Annotated in this window: 19 protein-coding genes and 1 pseudogene; 3 read left to right on the forward strand and 17 right to left on the reverse strand. The window is 72.1% G+C overall.

Annotated elements, in window-relative coordinates:
* Position 1: 1 nt before the first annotated feature.
* The 5 genes from der to aroH all read right to left on the reverse strand — a co-directional run bounded on the left by der (position 2) and on the right by aroH (position 4432).
* Positions 2–1450 carry a ribosome biogenesis GTPase Der gene (gene der, locus ACZ4VI_RS11135; RefSeq protein ID WP_467998746.1) on the reverse strand — a complete coding sequence of 483 codons (1449 nt, stop codon included), beginning with the start codon at positions 1448–1450 and terminating at the stop codon, positions 2–4.
* 60 nt (positions 1451–1510) lie between these two features.
* The gene (locus tag ACZ4VI_RS11140) at positions 1511–2209 is read right to left on the reverse strand and encodes a lysophospholipid acyltransferase family protein (protein WP_467998748.1); all 699 of its coding nucleotides are present in this window, start codon (positions 2207–2209) and stop codon (positions 1511–1513) included.
* Positions 2152–2850 carry a (d)CMP kinase gene (cmk, locus tag ACZ4VI_RS11145; RefSeq protein WP_467998750.1) on the reverse strand — a complete coding sequence of 233 codons (699 nt, stop codon included), beginning with the start codon at positions 2848–2850 and terminating at the stop codon, positions 2152–2154. Before cmk ends, ACZ4VI_RS11140 begins: the two co-directional genes overlap by 58 nt.
* Positions 2851–2984: 134 nt before the next feature.
* Positions 2985–4073, reverse strand: coding sequence for a prephenate dehydrogenase (locus tag ACZ4VI_RS11150; RefSeq protein ID WP_467998752.1), 1089 nt, complete (start codon positions 4071–4073; stop codon positions 2985–2987).
* Positions 4070–4432, reverse strand: a complete 363-nt coding sequence (gene aroH, locus ACZ4VI_RS11155; protein WP_467998754.1) for a chorismate mutase — start codon at positions 4430–4432, stop codon at positions 4070–4072. Before aroH ends, ACZ4VI_RS11150 begins: the two co-directional genes overlap by 4 nt.
* A 176-nt stretch (positions 4433–4608) precedes the next feature.
* On the opposite strand from aroH, the gene ACZ4VI_RS11160 reads away from it, so the two are divergent.
* From ACZ4VI_RS11160 to ACZ4VI_RS11170, 3 genes are read left to right on the forward strand one after another with little or no spacing between them, the layout of a single operon-like run.
* Positions 4609–4944, forward strand: a complete 336-nt coding sequence (locus ACZ4VI_RS11160; RefSeq protein WP_467998756.1) for a DUF952 domain-containing protein — start codon at positions 4609–4611, stop codon at positions 4942–4944.
* Positions 4945–4990: 46 nt separating this feature from the next.
* Positions 4991–5452 (forward strand): Rieske (2Fe-2S) protein, encoded by a 462-nt coding sequence (locus ACZ4VI_RS11165; RefSeq protein ID WP_467998758.1) that lies wholly within the window; start codon positions 4991–4993, stop codon positions 5450–5452.
* A gap of 10 nt (positions 5453–5462) precedes the next feature.
* On the forward strand, positions 5463–6152 hold the full coding sequence (locus ACZ4VI_RS11170; protein WP_467998760.1) for a nucleotidyltransferase domain-containing protein: 690 nt from the start codon (positions 5463–5465) through the stop codon (positions 6150–6152).
* Here the strand turns inward: ACZ4VI_RS11170 and ACZ4VI_RS11175 are convergent.
* The 12 genes and pseudogenes from ACZ4VI_RS11175 to ACZ4VI_RS11230 all read right to left on the reverse strand — a co-directional run bounded on the left by ACZ4VI_RS11175 (position 6132) and on the right by ACZ4VI_RS11230 (position 18533).
* On the reverse strand, positions 6132–6899 hold the full coding sequence (locus ACZ4VI_RS11175) for a nucleotidyltransferase domain-containing protein (protein WP_467998762.1): 768 nt from the start codon (positions 6897–6899) through the stop codon (positions 6132–6134). The two genes, ACZ4VI_RS11170 and ACZ4VI_RS11175, sit on opposite strands and share 21 nt — an antisense overlap.
* Before the next feature lie 23 nt (positions 6900–6922).
* A complete protein-coding gene (locus tag ACZ4VI_RS11180; RefSeq protein ID WP_467998764.1) occupies positions 6923–7948 on the reverse strand; it encodes an ADP-ribosylglycohydrolase family protein in 1026 nt (341 codons plus the stop codon).
* Positions 7945–8682 (reverse strand): NUDIX hydrolase, encoded by a 738-nt coding sequence (locus ACZ4VI_RS11185; protein WP_467998766.1) that lies wholly within the window; start codon positions 8680–8682, stop codon positions 7945–7947. Before ACZ4VI_RS11185 ends, ACZ4VI_RS11180 begins: the two co-directional genes overlap by 4 nt.
* Positions 8679–9758, reverse strand: coding sequence for an AAA family ATPase (locus ACZ4VI_RS11190; RefSeq protein ID WP_467998768.1), 1080 nt, complete (start codon positions 9756–9758; stop codon positions 8679–8681). Before ACZ4VI_RS11190 ends, ACZ4VI_RS11185 begins: the two co-directional genes overlap by 4 nt.
* A gap of 38 nt (positions 9759–9796) precedes the next feature.
* Positions 9797–9892 (reverse strand): annotated as a pseudogene (locus ACZ4VI_RS11195) (nicotinamide riboside transporter PnuC); the annotation flags it as partial.
* Positions 9893–10015: 123 nt separating this feature from the next.
* Positions 10016–11224, reverse strand: a complete 1209-nt coding sequence (locus ACZ4VI_RS11200; protein WP_467998770.1) for a pseudouridine synthase — start codon at positions 11222–11224, stop codon at positions 10016–10018.
* Entirely contained in the window at positions 11224–11838 is a 615-nt protein-coding gene (gene scpB / locus ACZ4VI_RS11205; protein WP_467998772.1) for an SMC-Scp complex subunit ScpB, read from the reverse strand. The genes ACZ4VI_RS11200 and scpB overlap by 1 nt, the downstream gene beginning before the upstream one ends.
* The gene (locus tag ACZ4VI_RS11210) at positions 11835–12977 is read right to left on the reverse strand and encodes a segregation and condensation protein A (RefSeq protein WP_467998774.1); all 1143 of its coding nucleotides are present in this window, start codon (positions 12975–12977) and stop codon (positions 11835–11837) included. The genes scpB and ACZ4VI_RS11210 overlap by 4 nt, the downstream gene beginning before the upstream one ends.
* 319 nt (positions 12978–13296) lie before the next feature.
* A complete protein-coding gene (locus ACZ4VI_RS11215; protein WP_467998776.1) occupies positions 13297–13797 on the reverse strand; it encodes a hypothetical protein in 501 nt (166 codons plus the stop codon).
* Positions 13782–14807 (reverse strand): ParA family protein, encoded by a 1026-nt coding sequence (locus tag ACZ4VI_RS11220; RefSeq protein ID WP_385157552.1) that lies wholly within the window; start codon positions 14805–14807, stop codon positions 13782–13784. The genes ACZ4VI_RS11215 and ACZ4VI_RS11220 overlap by 16 nt, the downstream gene beginning before the upstream one ends.
* A 476-nt stretch (positions 14808–15283) precedes the next feature.
* A complete protein-coding gene (gene ald, locus ACZ4VI_RS11225) occupies positions 15284–16399 on the reverse strand; it encodes an alanine dehydrogenase (protein WP_467998777.1) in 1116 nt (371 codons plus the stop codon).
* A gap of 148 nt (positions 16400–16547) precedes the next feature.
* Entirely contained in the window at positions 16548–18533 is a 1986-nt protein-coding gene (locus ACZ4VI_RS11230; protein ID WP_467998779.1) for an AAA family ATPase, read from the reverse strand.
* Positions 18534–18610 lie beyond the last annotated feature (77 nt).

An 18610-nucleotide genomic window follows, 5' to 3' on the forward strand; every position in this document is an offset into this window, starting at 1 on the left:
GCTACTTCTTGCGGCCGCGCTTCTCGCGGACCCGCACCGAGATGTGGATCGGCGTGCCCTCGAAGCCGAACTCCTCACGCAGCCGGCGCTCGACGAAGCGGCGGTAGCCGGCCTCCAGGAACCCGGAGGCGAAGAGCACGAACCGGGGCGGCTTGGTGCCGGCCTGCGTGCCGAAGAGGATGCGGGGCTGCTTGCCGCCGCGGATCGGGTGCGGGTGGGAGGCGACCAGCTCGCCGAGGAAGGCGTTCAGCCGGCCGGTGGGGACGCGGGTCTCCCAGCCGGCGAGCGCGGTCTCGATCGCCGGGACGAGCCGGTCCATGTGGCGGCCGGTCTTGGCGGAGACGTTGACCCGGGGCGCCCAGGCGACCTGCTGCATCTCGGTCTCGATCTCGCGCTCCAGGTAGTAGCGCCGCTCCTCGTCGAGCTCGTCCCACTTGTTGTACGCGATGACGAGCGCGCGGCCCGACTCCACCGCCATCGTGATGATGCGCTGGTCCTGGACCGAGATGTTGTCGGTGGTGTCGATCAGGACGACGGCGACCTCGGCCTTCTCGACCGCGGCGGCGGTGCGCAGGGAGGCGTAGTAGTCCGCGCCCTCCTGGAGGTGGACCTTCTTGCGGATACCGGCGGTGTCGACGAACTTCCAGGTCTTGCCGCCGAGCTCGATCAGCTCGTCGACCGGGTCGCGGGTGGTGCCGGCCATCTCGTTGACGACGACGCGGTCCTCGTTGGCGACCTTGTTCAGGAGCGAGGACTTGCCGACGTTCGGGCGGCCGATGAGGGCGATGCGGCGAGGGCCGCCGATCGCGTTGCCGAAGGTCTGGGCGGGGGCCTCGGGCAGGGCCTCCAGGACGGCGTCGAGCATGTCGCCCGTACCGCGGCCGTGCAGCGAGGAGACGGGGTACGGCTCGCCGAGGCCGAGCGACCACAGGGCGGTGGCGTCGGCCTCGCCGGACGGGCCGTCGACCTTGTTGGCGCAGAGCACGACGGGCTTGCCGGCGCGGCGCAGCAGCTTGACGACGGCCTCGTCGGTGTCGGTGGCGCCGACGGTGGCGTCCACGACGAAGACACAGGCGTCGGCGGCCTCGATGGCGTACTCGGCCTGGGCGGCGACGGAGGCGTCGATGCCGAGGACGTCCTGCTCCCAGCCGCCGGTGTCGACGACCTTGAAGCGGCGGCCGGCCCACTCGGCCTCGTAGGTGACGCGGTCGCGGGTGACGCCGGGCTTGTCCTCGACGACGGCCTCGCGGCGGCCGATGATCCGGTTCACCAGGGTCGACTTGCCGACATTGGGGCGGCCGACGACGGCGAGGACGGGGAGCGGGCCGTGCCCGGCCGCCTCGATCGCGCCTTCGACGTCCTCGATGTCGAAGCCCTCTTCCGCGGCGAGCTCCATGAACTCCGCGTACTCGGCGTCGCCAAGTGCCCCGTGGTCGTGCTGGTCGTTCATGAAGTCCGTTCCTTGATCATTCGTGGTCGGTGGGCGCGAACCCACTACTCAGAGTCTCACTCAGCGCCCGGTGAGGCGCCTGGCGTTTTTCAGGTGGGCGGTGAGCCGCTCCTGAATACGTACGGTGGCGTCGTCCAGCGCCTTGCGGGTGCGGCGGCCGCTGCCGTCGCCGGCCTCGAAGGCATCGCCGAAGACGACGTCGACGCGGCTGCGCAGCGGGGGCAACGCCTTGACCAACCGTCCGCGTCGCTCGGAACTTCCCAGTACGGCGACGGGGACGATCGGCGCGCCGCTGCGGACGGCGAAGTAGGCGAGTCCGGCGCGCAGGGAGGCGAAGTCGCCCTCGCCGCGGGTGCCCTCGGGGAAGATCCCGAGGACGCCGCCGTGCTCGAGCACGCTCAGCGCGTTCCCTATCGCGTTCCGGTCGGTGCTGTCGCGGTCGACCTTGACCTGACCGATGCCCTCCAGGAAAGGCCCGAGGGGCCCGACGAAGGCTTCCTTCTTGATCAGGAAGTGCACCGGTCGGGGAGCCGTGCCCATGAGCATGGGGCCGTCGATGTTGTGCGCGTGGTTGACGGCGAGGATGACGGGGCCGGCGGCCGGCACCCGCCAGGCGCCGAGGACGCGCGGCTTCCAGAGGCCGTACATCAGCCCTATGCCGATGCCACGCCCGACGGCGGCGCCCTTCTCGGAGGGCTGGGTCACTTGACGGCCGCCCGCTTCTTGGTGCGCAGCTCCTCGACGAGGGTCACGACGCACTCTATGACCTGGTCCAGGGTGAGGTCGGTGGTGTCGACCTCGACGGCGTCGTCGGCCTTGGCGAGCGGGGAGTTCTTGCGGTTGGAGTCGGCCGCGTCCCGCTTGATCAGGGCCTGCTGGGTGGTGGCCACGTCGACGCCCTTGAGCTCGCCGGAGCGGCGGGCGGCGCGGGCCTCGGGGGACGCGGTGAGGAAGATCTTGAGGTCGGCGTCCGGCAGGACGGTGGTGCCGATGTCCCGGCCCTCGACGACGATGCCGCCCTCGGCCTCCTTGGCGATGGACCGCTGCAGCTCGGTGATCACGGCCCGCACCTCGGGGACGGCGCTGACGGCGCTGACCTTGGAGGTGACCTCTTCGGTACGGATGGGCCCGGAGGCGTCGGCGCCGTCGACGGTGATCGTCGGGCGGGCTGGGTCGGTCCCGGAGACGATGACGGGCTTGGCGGCGGCGTTGGCGACGGCCTCGGCGTCGTGGACGTCCACGCCGTTGCTGATCATCCACCAGGTGATCGCCCGGTACTGCGCACCGGTGTCCAGGTAGCTCAGCCCCAGCTTGGCGGCAACCGCCTTCGAGGTGCTCGACTTGCCCGTGCCGGAGGGCCCGTCGATGGCGACGATCACGGTTTCCACGGTGGGGAACACCTTCCTGGGGTACGCGGTAGGGCCTCGCGGGACGCGGGGGGCCACCCCAAGGTTACCGAGTCCCAGCCACCCATCTGGCCGAGCGGGCCTGCGGCCCCCGGAACGGGCACCGCCCCCGTGGGCACAACAGGTCCTCACCCCGCCCGCAGCGCCCAGCCCCGCTCCCGCAGCGCAGCCCCCAGCACCGGCGCCGCCGAGGGGGTCACCATCAGCTGGACCAGACCCGCCTGCTGACCCGTCGCGTGTTCGATGCGGACGTCCTCGATGTTGACGCCCGCGCGGCCCGCGTCCGCGAAGATGCGGGCCAGCTCGCCGGGCTGGTCGCTGATGAGGACGGCGACGGTCTCGTACTGCGCCGGCGCCGCGCCGTGCTTGCCCGGGACGCGGGCGCGCCCCGCGTTGCCGCGGCGCAGGACGTCCTCGACCCCGCTGGTGCCCTCGCGGCGCTTGTCCTCGTCCGTGGACTGGAGTGAGCGGAGTGCCCGGACCGTCTCGTCCAGGTCCGCCGCGACGCCGGCGAGGACGTCGGCGACCGGACCGGGGTTCGCCGAGAGGATCTCGACCCACATGCGCGGGTCGGACGCCGCGATGCGGGTCACATCACGGATCCCCTGCCCACACAGCCGTACCGCCGTCTCGTCCGCCTCCTCCAGGCGCGCGGCGACCATCGAGGACACCAGCTGCGGGGTGTGCGAGACGAGCGCGACGGCGCGGTCGTGGGCGTCCGCGTCCATGACGACCGGGACGGCGCGGCAGAGCGCGACCAGCTCCAGGGCCAGGTTCAGGACCTCGGTGTCGGTGTCGCGGGTCGGTGTGAGGACCCAGGGCCGCCCCTCGAAGAGGTCCGCGGTGGCCGCCAGCGGGCCGGAGCGCTCCTTGCCGGACATCGGGTGCGTCCCGATGTACGCGCTGAGGTCGAGCCCCAGCTCCTCCAGCTCGCGCTTCGGCCCGCCCTTGACGCTCGCCACGTCCAGGTAGCCGCGCGCGACGCCCTCCCGCATCGCGGCGGCGAGGGTGGTGGCCACGTGCGCCGGGGGTACGGCGATGACGGCGAGGTCGACGGGGCCCTCGGGCGCCTCGTCGGTGCCGGCGCCGAGCGCCGCGGCCGTACGCGCGCGGGCCGGGTCGTGGTCGCGGAGGTGGACGGCGATGCCGCGCCCGGCGAGCGCGAGCGCCGCCGAGGTGCCGATCAGGCCGGTTCCGATGACGAGCGCGGTTCTCACTGGGCGATGTCCTTGCGCAGGGCGGCCGCGGCACCGAGGTAGACGTGCGCGATCGCGGACTTGGGCAGCTCCGACTCGACGTGCGCGAGGAGTCGTACGACCCTCGGCATGGCACCCTCGATGTCCAGCTCCTGCGCGCAGATCAGCGGCACGTCGACGATGCCGATCCGGCGCGCGGCGGCGGCCGGGAAGTCGCTGTGCAGATCGGGCGTGGCGGTGAACCAGATGCTGATCAGGTCGTCGGTGGTGAGCTCGTTGCGCTCCAGGACGGCGGTGAGCAGCTCCTCGACCTGCTCGTGCATGTGTCCGGCCTCGTCCCGTTCCAGCTGGACGGCGCCTCGGACCGCTCGTACCGCCACGTCGTGCTCCTTACCCTGACCTGCGAACCTTGCGAGAGTGCTCCGATCAGCCTAGTCAGGCCCGCGGACACACCGCCGCGGCGACCGCCCTCCGAGACGGCCAATGTCACCCAGACCAGGCCATGCCGCCACTCGGGGTATGCGGCGGTCGCGGGGCGCGCGGTACAACTGTCGGCATGCTGCTGCACGTCGTACCGCTGGACGAATGGTCCGCCGATCCCGAACTCCCTTACGCCCCGCCCTCGCTGGCCTCCGAGGGCTTCGTCCACTGCTCGCCGGACGAGACGGCGGCGCTGGTCGTCGCGGACGCCCACTACCGGGGTGTGCACGGTCCGCTCCTGGTCCTGGTGATCGACGAGAGCCGGCTGAGCGCCGAGGTGCGCTGGGAGGGCTCGGAGGACGTGCTCTTCCCGCACGTCTACGGGCCGATCGAACGGGCGGCCGTCACGGCGGTCCTGGAGGTGCGCCGGGACGCCGACGGCCGTGCGAGGGAGCTGACGCCCTGGGTCTAGGCGTGTTGCGGACCGTGGGCGGGGGCGCGCGACGAAGCTGTACGGCATGACTGCTGAAGCCACGCCCCGCCGTACCGTGCTGCTGGCCGGCGCGGGTTCCGTCGCCGTCCTGGCCACCGGCTGCGGCAACGACGGCGACGACGGCGACGACGGCGGTACGACCGCCGGCCCGACGACGCCCCTGCCCACGGGCCCGACGACCCCGGGGACGGCGCCCGCCGGGACATCGCTCGGCCGCACCTCTCAGATCCCGGTCGGCGGCGGCACGGTCTTCAAGGACGAGAAGGTCGTCGTGACGCAGCCCACGGCCGGCGAGTTCAAGGCGTTCTCGGCGGTCTGCACCCACCAGGGCTGCACGGTGGGCAAGGTGGAGAACGGCACGATCGACTGTCCCTGTCACGGTTCCAAGTTCCGTATCGCGGACGGCTCGGTGGCCGCGGGGCCGGCCCGGCGCCCGCTCCCGGCCGAGCAGATCACCGTGTCGGGAGACACCATCACCCTGGCGTAGCCTGTCGCGCATGAATGCGACGGACCTGGTGCGCGACCACACGATCTATTCCTGCGTCATGGGGTCGCGCGCCTTCGGTCTGGAGACCGAGGACAGCGACACCGATCGTCGGGGCGTCTTCCTCGCCCCGACGCCGCTCTTCTGGCGCTTCGACAAGCCGCCGGCGCACGTGGAGGGGCCCACGGAGGAGCAGTTCAGCTGGGAGCTGGAACGCTTCTGCGAGCTGGCGCTGCGCGCGAACCCGAACGTACTGGAGTGTCTGCACTCCCCCGTCGTCGAGCACATCGACGACACCGGCCGCGAACTGGTCTCGCTGCGCGGGGCGTTCCTCTCCCGCCGGGCGCACCAGACCTTCGTGCGGTACGCGGGCGGGCAGCGCAGGAAGCTCGACGCGGACGTCCGCCAGTACGGCCATCCGCGCTGGAAGCACGCGATGCACCTGCTGCGGCTGCTGATGAGCTGCCGCGACCTGCTGCGCACCGGCGAACTGACCATCCACGTCGGCACCGACCGCGACCGCCTGCTGGCGGTGAAGCGCGGCGAGGTGCCGTGGGCGGAGGTCGAGTCCTGGATGAATCGTCTCACCGAGGAGGCGGACGCGGCGGCCACCACCTCCCCCCTCCCGCCGGCCCCGGACCACGCCCGCGTAGAAGACTTCCTGATCCGCGCCCGCCGCGCCTCAGCCCTCCACACCCTGTAGCCGCACCCGCACGACGAACTCGTGCAGGGCCTCCAGGGCCCCGGGAGCCTCGCCGAGCGCTGTGGCCGCCTGTGCGGTGTCCAGCACCGCGTGCAGCGCCTCCACGTCCCCGCGGACTCGCGCCAGGTCCACCTCGGCCGGTCCGTGCTCGGCCGCGGCCTTCGCCTCGACCAGCTCCGGCACGTACGCGGGTGCCTCGGCGACCTCCCCGAGGAGCGTGGGCAGATGGGCCTGGACCTCGCCGGAACGCATCAGGTGGATGCCGGTGAGCAGTGCCCGGAGGGTGTAGAGCAGCGGCTTCAGTTCCTCCGTCTTCTCGAACAACCGCCACTGCGTCGCGGCGAACCCACGGTAGTGATGCGCGTGATGGCGGGTGAGCACATGCGGCGCGAGGGATATCAGCTCGGCATGAGCCTCCGAGGTGTGGGCCACCAACGGGGAGAGCAGCTGTTCCAGTACGTAGCCGTTGCGGCGCAGCATCAGCCGGACGAACTTCCGCACGTCGTGCGTGACGAGGTCCATCTCCACGCCGTCGCGGTCCCACATGCGGCTGCGCGTCTCCTCGGGCTCGCGCAGCCCGATCAGCCCCTCCACCGACAGCACGTGCACGCCGCGCAGGTCCACGTCCGAGTCACGGGACGGGAATCCGTACAGATGCGCGCCCGAGACGGTGGCGAAGACCAGGGGATCGGGCTGTTCGGCGACCACGGCGGAGAGGTCGACTTCGGGTACGAGAGCTACGGTCATGGCCCAAGCTTCCCAGCCGGGGCTCACGCGTCCCAGAGGGCGCCCAGGGTCAGGAGTTCGCTGCGGTACTCGATGTGCTCCTCCCAGGCCTTCGGCCACGCGCCCGCGCCGAGGTGGGCCCCGGCGAAGGCGCCCGCGAGGGCGGCGATGGAGTCGGAGTCGCCGCGGGTGCAGGCGGCCCTTCGCAGGGCGGTCAGCGGCTCGTCGGGGAAGAGCAGGAAGCAGAGGAGGCCGGTGGCGAGGGCCTCCTCGGCGATCCAGCCGTCGCCGGTGTAGGTGCAGGGGTCGAGCTCCGGGTCCGCCGTGCGCTGCACCGCGTCCAGCTTCTCCAGGACCGCCAGGCACTCGTCCCAGCCGCGCTCGATGAAGTGCCGGGCCGACGGGTCCTGGGAGCGGGTCCACAGGTCGCCCAGCCAGGTCTCGCGGTACACGGAGCGGTTCTCGTACGCGTACGAGCGCAGGTGGCCCACCAGGCCCGTCGCGTCGACGCCCTGCGTCAGCAGGTACACCGCACGGGCCGTCAGATCGGAGGCCGCCAGCGCGGTCGGGTGGCCGTGCGTGAGGGCCGCCTGGAGCTGGGCGGCGCCCGAGCGCTGCTCCTCGCTCAGGCCGGGGACGAGCCCGAGGGGCGCGACGCGCATGTTGGCACCGCACCCCTTGGAGTGGATCTGGCTGGCGTCCTGCCACACACGGTCGCCGTCGAGGAGGTGGCACGCGCGCAGACAGGTGTTCCCCGGCGCCCGGTTGTTCTCCGGGGAGTGGTACCAGTCCACGAACTCCTCCCGGACCGGCCGCGCCAGCCTCAGCGGAGCGAGGACTCCCCGGTCCATGGCGGTCCGGATGCCGCGCCCCAGGGCGAGCGTCATCTGCGTGTCGTCCGTGACGTATGCCGTGCCGCGCTTCACCGGCAGTTCCATGGCCCGCCAGGGGCCGAACTTCGCCAGGATCGACGGCACGTCGTTGAACTCGGTCGGGAAGCCGAGGGCGTCCCCGAGTGCCAGTCCGACCAGCGCCCCCGTGGCAGCCTGCTTCGTCGCTTGCGTCGTCATGCGGATCGTCCTTCCGGTCGCAGCAACGGCGGGTGGAGGGCCGTGGCCTCGCCCGCCCGGTAGAGAGCGGCCGGTTTCCCCCGTCCGCCGGTGAGGCGCGGCGGTCCCTCCACGGCCTGGACGAAGCCGGGCGTGGCGAGGACCTTGCGCCGGAAGTTGGGGCGGTCGAGTTCGACGCCCCAGACCGTCTCGTACACCTGCCGCAGCTCGCCGATCGTGAACTCCGGCGGGCAGAAGGCGGTGGCGAGGCAGGTGTACTCGAGCTTGGCGCCGACCCGTTCGTGGGCGTCGGCGAGGATCCGGTCGTGGTCGAACGCGAGCTGGCCCTGCGTTCCGTACGGCATCCACCGCGCCCGCGTCGCGTCGCCGCCGCCGCGTGGCTCGGGGGCGTCCGGGAGGAGCGCGGTGAAGGCGACCGAGACGACGCGCATCCTGGGGTCGCGGTCGGGTTCGCTGTACGTCCGGAGCTGTTCGAGGTGGAGTCCGGAGACGGTGTCTTCCGACAGGCCGGTCTCCTCGGCCAGTTCGCGGCGGGCCGCCACCTCCGCGGACTCGCGGGGCAGGACGAATCCGCCGGGCAGCGCCCAGGCTCCGGCGTACGGCTCCTGGCCGCGTTCGACGAGCAGCACCTGCAGCCGCTCGTCGCGGACGGTGAAGACGGCGAGGTCGACGGTGACGGCGAACGGCTCGAAGGCGTACGGGTCGTAGCCCTCAGGGGCCTGGGAAGCGGTCATCGGTACTCCGGCAGAGGGTCGGCGAGGTCCCAGCCCTCGGCGAGCAGCGCGTCCACGGCGGCGACCGCCGCCGCGAGCCGCTCCTCGTGCGGTCCGGTCAGCACGGCCGTCCGGCGGCCGGTGTGGGTGAGCTGGGTGTGGAAGCGGGCCGTCATCCAGGACCGCAGATGCTCCCCGTCCCGCAGCCCGTCGGCCTGGAACGCGACACCCCGGTGGTCGGTCAGCAGCCACAGGTGGTGCCGGCCGCGCGCAGCGACCTCACAGGTGGCCGGGCTGGTGGTGCCCATGTACCGCTCGTGCCAGATGGTGGTGGCGAAGGCGTCGGTGTCGCAGAAGAGCACGGGCGAGCCGGCCCGCGCCGCCTCCTCCTCCAGCTCGGCCTGGCGCAGTGCGATGAGCGGGAAGTCCTCCGAGTGGAAGGTCACGTCCTCCCCCGTGGCATCGGGGCGGCGGGCGCGCAGTTCGGCGAGCTTGAGTTCGCTGAACTCGCGGCCGTACTCCGGTACCCAGCGGGTGCGCGCCCAGACGCCGCCCCTGGACCGGTAGTGCTCGGCGAGGGCGCGGGCCATGGTGGTGACGCCGGTGGACTCGGCGCCGAGCACGACCACGCGCCGGGTGAGCGCGGCCCGCACCGGCGGTTCCAGGTAGTCCCAGCAGCCCACGGGGTCCTTGCGGACGGCCGTGTCGGAGACAGGGAAGAGCGTACGGTCCGGGTCGACGCGGACGGATTCGGCGCCGAAGCGGCGGCCGAGCTCCTCTCCGTACGGCTCCGAGGTGAAGACGGCGTCGACGGGCTCGGGCACCGCGCTCCGGAAGACGGCCATGTGGGCGGCCCACACATCGGGGTCGTGGAGGTCGACGGGGATGGCGTCGACGGCACCCACGACCAGGACGTCGGGGTGGATCTCCCGCATCCAGGCGACCCGGTCCTCCAGGGGCAGTGTCTCCACGGAGGAGGCGCAGACGAGCACGGTGAGGCGCTCGCAGCGGTCGCGGGCGGTGCGGACCAGATGGTGGTGGCCGGCGTGCGGCGGACAGAACGTGCCGAGCACCAGGCCGTGTCCGTAGCGCTTCATGCGACCGCCTCCCTCTCGACCGTACGCCGCTGCTTGCACGTCCCCACCACCCCCGCCGTGAGCAGGGTGTCGGAGCCTGGTCCACCCCCGTGGGTCCAGGTCCACCAGCCGTACACGGCGAGGGCGATGAAGACGCCTCCTTAAGAGTCATGTTGACTATAAAGGGTGGCGGGCTTCGCCCACAAGTGCGAAGAAGCCCGTGACCGCCGGGCGGTCACGGGCTTCTTCTCGTACGAACGACTCGTACGAACAACGGACTACATGCCGACTTCCTTCATCAGCATGCCGACCTCGGTGTTGGTCAGGCGGCGCAGCCAGCCCGACTTCTGGTCGCCGAGACCGATCGGGCCGAAGGCGGTGCGGACCAGCTTCTCGACCGGGAAGCCCGCCTCGGCGAGCATCCGGCGCACGATGTGCTTGCGGCCCTCGTGCAGCGTGACCTCGACCAGGTAGTTCTTGCCGGTCTGCTCGACGACGCGGAAGTGGTCGGCGCGGGCGTAGCCGTCCTCCAGCTGGATGCCCTCCTTGAGCCGCTTGCCGACCTCGCGGGGCAGCGGGCCGGTGATGGCGGCCAGGTAGGTCTTCTTCACGCCGTACTTCGGGTGCGTGAGGCGGTGGGCCAGCTCACCGTGGTTGGTGAGGAGGATGATGCCCTCGGTCTCGGTGTCGAGGCGGCCGACGTGGAAGAGCCGGGTCTCGCGGTTGGTGACGTAGTCGCCGAGGCACTGGCGGCCGTCGGGGTCCTCCATCGTGGAGACGACACCGGCCGGCTTGTTCAGCGCGAAGAAGAGGTACGACTGGGTCGCGACGGTCAGGCCGTCGACCTTGATCTCGTCGTGCTCGGGGTCGACGCGCTTACCCTGCTCCAGGACGATCTCGCCGTTCACCTCGACGCGGGCCTGCTCGATCAGCTCCTCGCAGGCGCGGCGCGAGCCCATGCCGGCCCGGGCGAGCACCTTCTGCAGCCGCTCGCCCTCCTGCTCGGCGCCGGGGAAGGTCTTGGGGGTCTTGATCTCCGGCCGGTCCGCGTACCGGTCGCGGTTGCGCTGCTCGATCTTGGCGTCGAGCTCGCGCGAGCGCGCCGGGGCCTGCCGCTGTCCGTGCGGGCCACGACGGGGCGGGGTGCCGCCCTGCGGGGCCTTGGGGCCGCCCTTGGCGCCACCTCGGGCCGCGGCGCCGCGGCCCTTCTTCGGGGCCTCGGACGTGCCGCCCACGTCGTAGCGGCGCTCCTCGGGGCGCGGGTTGCGCAGCCGACCGCTGTCCTGCCTGTCGTCGCGGCCGCCGCCACCGGCTCCCCGGTAACCGCCACCGCTGCCGCCGCGGCCCCCACCGCTGCCGCCACTGCGGCCCGCGCCACCGCTGCCACCGCTACGGCCCGCGCCGCCGCTACCGCCGCGGCCGCCGCTGTTGCCACCACGGCTCCCGCCGTTGTTTCCGCTGCTGTTCCTGCCGCTGCTGCTTCGCATCAAATTTCCGTCTTGTCGTCTGCGTCCTCGAAACCCGGCGCATCTGGTGCGTCCGGGTCGAACGACGGGACCCCTTCCAGCGTCTCCGCCTCGATCGCGTCCGCCTCGGGGAGGAAGGGCGCGAGCTCCGGGAGCTCGTCCAGGCCGCGCAGGCCCATCCGCTCCAGGAAGTAGTTCGTCGTCCTGTACAGGATCGCACCTGTTTCGGGTTCCGCGCCCGCCTCCTCCACGAGACCCCGCTGGAGGAGGGTGCGCATGACACCGTCGCAGTTCACTCCGCGGACCGCGGAGACGCGGGAGCGGCTGACCGGCTGGCGGTACGCGACGACGGCGAGGGTCTCCAGGGCCGCCTGGGTGAGGCGGGCCTGCTGGCCGTCGAGGACGAAGGCCTCGACGGCGGCGGCGTGCTCGGGGCGGGAGTAGAAGCGCCAGCCGCCGGCGACGAGGCGCAGCTCGAAGCCGCGGCCCTGGACGGTGTACTCGTCGGCGAGCTCGCGCAGGGCGTCGGCGACCTCGCGGGGGGTGCGCTCCAGGACCTTGGCGAGGTGGGCTTCGGTGGCCGGCTCGTCGACGACCATCAGGACGGCTTCGAGGGCGGGCTTGAGGTCGCTCATGCCTTCTCCTCCACGGGTTGATCGAACTCGTCGGTGACCTGGGTCTCGTCGTCCCCGCCGACCCAGGTGACGGTGAGCTCGCCGAGGGCGTCGTCCTGGTCGAGGGCCACGGCCTTCTCGCGGTAGAGCTCCAGGAGGGCGAGGAAGCGGGCGACGACGGTGAGGGTGTCGCCGGCGTCCTGCGCGAGTTCCCGGAAGCTGACGCTCCCGCGCTCGCGCAGCAGGGCGACGACGAAGCCGGCCTGTTCGCGGACGCTGACGAGGGGGGCGTGGATGTGGTCGACGTACACCTGCGGCTTGGCCTTGGGCTGCATGGCCTTGACGGCGAGCCTGGCGAAGCCCTCGGCGCCGATGGAGATGACGACCTCGGGGAGCAGCTCGGCGTGGTGGGCTTCGAGGCCGACGGTACGGGGGTGACGCCGCCCCTCGGTCTCCCACCGCTCGCTGAAGATCTCGGCGATCTGTTTGTACGCGCGGTACTGCAGGAGCCGCGCGAAGAGCAGGTCCCGCGCCTCCAGGAGCGCGAGATCGGCCTCGTCCTCCACCTCGGCGGCGGGCAGCAGCCGGGCGGCCTTGAGGTCGAGCAGGGTCGCGGCGACGACGAGGAACTCGGTGGTCTGATCAAGATCCCAGTCGGGCCCCATGGCGCGGATGTGCGCCATGAACTCGTCGGTGACCTTGGAGAGGGCGACCTCGGTGACGTCGAGCTTGTGCTTGGAGATGAGCTGGAGGAGCAGATCGAAGGGCCCCTCGAAGTTGACGAGCCGCACGGTGAACCGCCCATCGCCGCCGGGGGCGGCCACCTCCCCGGTGCGTGCCGACTCGGACGCCAGCCCCACCGGACCGGAACCGCCCGACGACTCGGGCGCCCACCGCGCCGACCCCACCGCGCCGGTACCCGCCGACGGCTCGGGCGCCGACCCCGCTGGGGCGGCGTCGTCGAGCGTCGTGGGGAGTGCCGACGCGGAAGGGGCGGCCGGAACGCTCGCGGCGCCGCGCGTCTCGGACGGCCCGGGCCGTCCGTCCTGCGGGCGGCTCTCGGCGGACGCCCCGGCAGTCGCCGGTGGCTCTCCGTCCCCGCCGGGCGGGGAGTCGCGGACCGCTCCCGCGGGCTCCCCCACCGTGGCTTCCCCGGTCACGCCGGAGGGTGCGCCCGCAGCCGGGTACACAGCGTCGTCCACCGACAAGGGCTCGGGGGCCGCCGGCAGGGACTCGAGGGCCGATCGAGGCTCGGAGGCGGAGGCCTCCTCGTCCGACCGACGGGGCTCGGGGGCCTCCCCCGTGCCCCCGGCGTTCGCCGACTGGGCCTCCGCAGGGGCCTCGGGCGAGGGCCCTGGGGGCGTGGGCGTCGTGCCCGGGCCTCGGCCCAGGGGGCGGCGGGGACGGGACGTTTCGGCAGGGGGTGGGGGCATCGGGGTCCAGGGAGGAGCAGGGGGCGTTGCAGCCCGCAGGCTACCCTCAGCGGCCGCGCAGGCGGCGTACGAGGATGCTCGCGTCGCCGCGGGACTCCAGGTCCGCCAGGACCACCGCCACCGCCTCGCGGACGATCCGGCCGCGGTCCACGGCCAGGCCGTGCTCGCCCCGCAGCACCAGGCGCGCGTGCTCCAGGTCCATCAGCTCCTCGGCGGAGACGTAGACCGTGATCTTCTCGTCGTGCCGCTCCCGCCCGCTGGGCCGCCGGTTCGGCGACCGGCCGCGCCTGCGCGCCTGGGCGGGCGCCGGGGCCGGGGCCGGAGCGGCCGCGGGCTCCGCCGCGCGGGCCCGGGGCTCCGCCTGTTCGGCGGGCTGCGCCGCCGCGTGCTCCGGGGAGCCGGTACCCGCGCCCTCCGCCCCCGCCTCCGTGTCGCTCTCGCCCGCCGGAGCCGGCACCCGGCCACGGGGCGAGGAGGACTGCAGCGCCATCCCCCCGGTCGTACGGAACAGTTCGTCGGCGCCGGGCAGACTCACTCGGCGTGACACCGGGCGAGCACCTCCCTGGCGAGCTGGCGATAGGCGGCGGCACCCACCGAGTTCGACGCGTACGTCGTGATCGGCTCACCGGCGACCGTGGTCTCCGGGAAGCGCACGGTCCGGCCGATCACCGTGTGGTACACGTGGTCGTCGAAGGCCTCGACCACACGCGCCAGGACCTCACGGCTGTGCACGGTCCGGGAGTCGTACATCGTGGCGAGGATGCCGTCGAGCTCCAGGTCCGGGTTGAGCCGCTCCTGGACCTTCTCGATCGTCTCGGTCAGCAGGGCCACACCGCGCAGCGCGAAGAACTCGCATTCCAGCGGCACGATGACCTTGTGAGCCGCCGTCAGCGCGTTCACGGTCAGCAGACCGAGCGAGGGCTGACAGTCGATCACGATGTAGTCGTAGTCGTTCATCAGCGGCTTCAGGGCGCGCTGCAGCGTCGACTCGCGCGCGACCTCGCTGACCAACTGCACCTCGGCCGCCGAGAGGTCGATATTGCTCGGCAGCAGGTCCATGTTGGGCACGGCGGTCTTGAGCAGCACCTCGTCCGCCGACATGCCCCGCTCCATGAGCAGGTTGTAGACGGTGAGGTCGAGCTCCATCGGGTTCACACCGAGACCGACCGACAGGGCTCCCTGCGGGTCGAAGTCGACGAGCAGCACCCGCCGTCCGTACTCCGCGAGCGCGGCACCCAGGTTGATGGTCGACGTGGTCTTGCCGACGCCGCCCTTCTGGTTGCACATCGCGATGATCTTCGCGGGTCCGTGATCGGTCAGCGGACCCGGGATCGGGAAGTACGGCAGGGGCCGTCCGGTGGGGCCGATCCTCTCGCGGCGCTGACGGGCAGCGTCGGGTGCGAGGGTGGCCGCGTACTCCGGGTCGGGCTCGTACTCGGCGTCGGGGTCGTAGAAGTGCCCCTCGGGCACCTCGTCGTAGGCGGCGAAGTGGGTGGACTCTCGGCCACTCTCGTTGCCGGCCGTGGCGTTCACGTGTAGGCCGTCCATCATCTTCATCGTGTGGGCTGTCGTCACGGGCTGATGCGTCGCGTGCGTCGCGTGGTTCGCGTTGGTCGCGAAGGTCCGGACGGCGACGGAGCCGACAGGGATTCCTGGCTGTCCGCCCCCGGGAGTAAATGTCGACTCATTCACAAGTCGTCTTACCTCCTTGGATGTGACCAGGAACATTTATCGATAGGTCAGCGTGGCACCATGCCGACGGTTGGCGACTCTATGGCGTGTCACCGCTCCGCAGCAACACAATCCGCCGGACCCGGCCCGATGTGTCGGCAACCGAACACCTCTCTGTCAAGGGTGCGCAGCCATGCATCCGCACGTTTCGGGGGTGTGCGAAACGGTTAAAGGGTTACGTTCGAGGCGAGTTGCGCGGCGGCCCGGAAGTGGCCGGATGCACATCCGGCCGGACCTTGGTGCACAAGGTCCGGCCGGATGCGTGAGGTTGACGGCGCGCGTTGACGCGACGTCCAAGAGGGTCAGCCCAGGAGGCTGGTCAGCTCGACGTGCTCGAGGCCGTGCGCCTGAGCGACCTCCTTGTAAACCACCTTGCCGTCATGGGTGTTGAGGCCCAGGGCGAGCGCGGCGTCCCGGCGCAGGGCCTCGGCCCAGCCGTTGTTCGCCAGCGACACGATGTAGGGCAGCGTGGCGTTGGTGAGGGCGTACGTGGAGGTGTTCGGCACCGCGCCCGGCATGTTGGCGACGCAGTAGAAGACCGAGTTGTGGACCTGGAAGGTCGGCTCGGCGTGCGTGGTCGGGTGCGAGTCCTCGAAGCAGCCGCCCTGGTCGATCGCAATGTCGACAAGGACACTTCCGGGCTTCATCTTGGCGACGAGCTCGTTGGTGACCAGCTTCGGGGCCTTGGCGCCCGGGATGAGGACGGCGCCGATGACGAGGTCGGCCTCGACGACGGCCTTCTCCAGCTCGAAGGCGTTGGAGACGATCGTCTTCACCTTGGTGCCGAAGATCTTGTCGGCCTCGCGGAGCTTGTTGATGTCACGGTCGAGCAGGGTCACGTGGAAGCCCATGCCGACGGCGATCTGGGTGGCGTTCCAGCCGGAGACGCCGCCGCCGATGACGACGCACTCGCCGGCGTGGGTGCCGGGGACGCCGCCGGGGAGCACGCCACGGCCGCCGACCGAGCGCATCAGGTGGTAGGCGCCGACCTGCGGGGCCAGGCGGCCCGCGACCTCGGACATCGGGGCGAGCAGCGGCAGGGCGCGGTTCGCGGTCTCGACGGTCTCGTAGGCGATGGCGGTGGTGCCGGACTCCAGCAGCGCGTCCGTGCACTCGCGGGAGGCGGCGAGGTGCAGGTACGTGAAGAGGGTCTGGTCCTTGCGGAGGCGGTGGTACTCCTCCGCGATGGGCTCCTTGACCTTGAGGAGCAGGTCGGCCGTGGCCCAGACCTCGTCCGCGGTGGCGAGGATCTGGGCGCCGGCGGAGACGTACTCCTCGTCCGTGATCGAGGAGCCCACACCGGCGTTCTGCTCGATGAAGACCTGGTGGCCGTTGCGGACGAGCTCGTGGACACCGGCAGGGGTGATGGCCACGCGGAACTCGTTGTTCTTGACCTCGCGGGGGATGCCGACCTTCATCGTCGATCACGGTCCTTGAATCAGGGGATAACGGGGGGTGCACTGCGATACATACCCGGATGCATCATGGCGCACCGGGACAGACCGCGGTCGATCGCGGCGCACCCAGTCTAATGAAGGAGTTCCCTGTGTCTAGCCTTGCAAAGCATTAATCTTCGACGGAAGCACTACGGATTTCGTAGGCGGAAGCCTCGCCTCCGAGGAGTCTTTCGGCCGCGGACCGATGCAATCGGGCCGCAGCGGGGTCGCCGAGCCGGTCGAGAGTGTCCGCAAGCCGGAGCTGGAGCGCCGCCTGGAGCCGTACGTCCTGGGCGCGCCGGGCCCACTCCACCGCCTCCTCGCAGGTCCGCAGGCATTCCTCGGGCCGTCCGGCGTACTCCTGGACCCGGGCCGCCTCGCTCAACGCCCGTGCGTAGCCCGGGAGATCGGCGAGCCGGCGGTAGCCCGCGGCGGCGGCGCGCCAGTTCCGCAGGGCCTCGCCGTAGCGGCCCGCGTACGTCTGCACGGTGCCGAGCCGTGCGTACAGCCGGGCCTGGTCGGCCCGCTCGTCGCGGGCGAGGCGCTGGGCGAGGGCCCGGCCGTACCAGTCGCCGGCCCGCTGCCAGTCCCCCAGTTCCTGGTAGGAACCGCCTACGGATTCCATCGCGCGGCCGATCGCGTACGGGTCGTTCGCGGCCCGTCCGGCGTCCAAAGCTGTCCGGTAGCGGGCCAGGGCGTCCTGGGTGCGGCCGGTCCTGGCGTCGAGATCGGCCAGGTTGAGCAGGGCCGCAGCGCGCTCCCGGTGCAGTCCGCGCCGTTCGGCCACGTCCAGGACCAGCCGGTGCAGGCCGTAGAGCTCGGGCGCCGCGGCCTCGGCGCCCCGGTGCGCGGTCTCGGCCCTGACCAGGGCGGCGACGAGCCGGCGTGCCAGGGTGTCGAGCTCGCCGTCGGCGACGGCGAGGCGGGCGGAGGCGAGCAGCACGGGCCGGCGGCTCTCCAGCCAGTCGGCGGCGGCGCGCACGTTCGGGAAGCGCAGGGCGCGGGGCAGTCCGGCGAGCTTCTTGCGGGCCGAGGACCCCTCGGGCTCGGTGACCGCGCGGCAGGACTGGAGGAGCCGTACGCTCCGCTCCAGCATCCGGGCGCGGGCGAGCTGCACCTCGGCGGGCCGGTCGCGCTCCTCCAGCTGTTCGCGGAGCAGGGGTACGAGATGTCCGGGCACCTCGTACTGGCCGTCCTCGCCCTCGGTGACCAGGCCGAGCGCGATGAAGCCGGCCAGGGTGGTCGCGGCCGCCGAGACGGAGCAGCCGGCCAGGGCGGAGGCGGTGTGGGCGTCGGCCCGGCCGAGCGGGGCGAGGGAGAGGTATCGCAGTATCCGGGCGGCCGGCTGGGCCAGGGACTCGTGGACGAGCTGGAACGCGCGGGAGAGCGGGTCGCCGGAGAGGGCGCGCAGCCGTTTGGCGAGGTCGGCGACGGAGGCCTTGGGGCGGGCGGCGAGCCAGCCGCCGGCGAGGACGACGGCGGCGGGCTGGCCGCCGCATTCCTCGGCGAGGGTCTCGGCGGCCTGCGGGTCGACGGTGACGCGGACGGAGCCGGTGAAGGCGGTGAGCAGTTCGATCGCCGACTTGGGGTCGAGGCCGCCGAGGGTGCAGGGCCGCACGTCGGGGATCCCGGTGAGCGGTCCCCTGGCGACGGCGACGACGAGGGCGTCGGGGTTGTCCGGGATCAGCGGGTCGACCTGTTCGGCGTCGACGGAGTCATCGAGGACGAGGACGGTACGGCGTACAGCGAGGGCCTTGCGGACCAGCTCGGTCAGCTCGTCCTCGCCGGCGCCGGGCGGTTCGGCGACGCCGAGGTCCCGGAGGAGCCCCTGGGCCACGCGCGCGGTGGGGACCGGGTCGCCGCCGGGTTCGGTGAGCCGGGCGCGGAACACCCCGTCGGGGTAGGCGGTTCCGAGTCCGGCGACGAGCTCCTCGGCCAGCGCGGTCCGCCCGGACCCCGGGCGTCCGGCGATCAGCAGGACGCGGGCGCGGGGGGCCTTGTGGCCGGCGAGCGTGTCGAGTCCGGTCCGTTCGATGTCGGCGCGCAGCGCCTTCAACTCCCGCTGCCGACCGTAGAAGTGCCGCACCCCGCCCGCTACCACCGCCTGATCCGCCACGGGCCACGCTCCCGTCCACCTGCACACGAACCGATCCCGCGGGTGTCTCCGACGGGCATCCCGAGCGTAGTTCAGCG

Source organism: Streptomyces sp. NPDC029169, assembly GCF_055563935.1.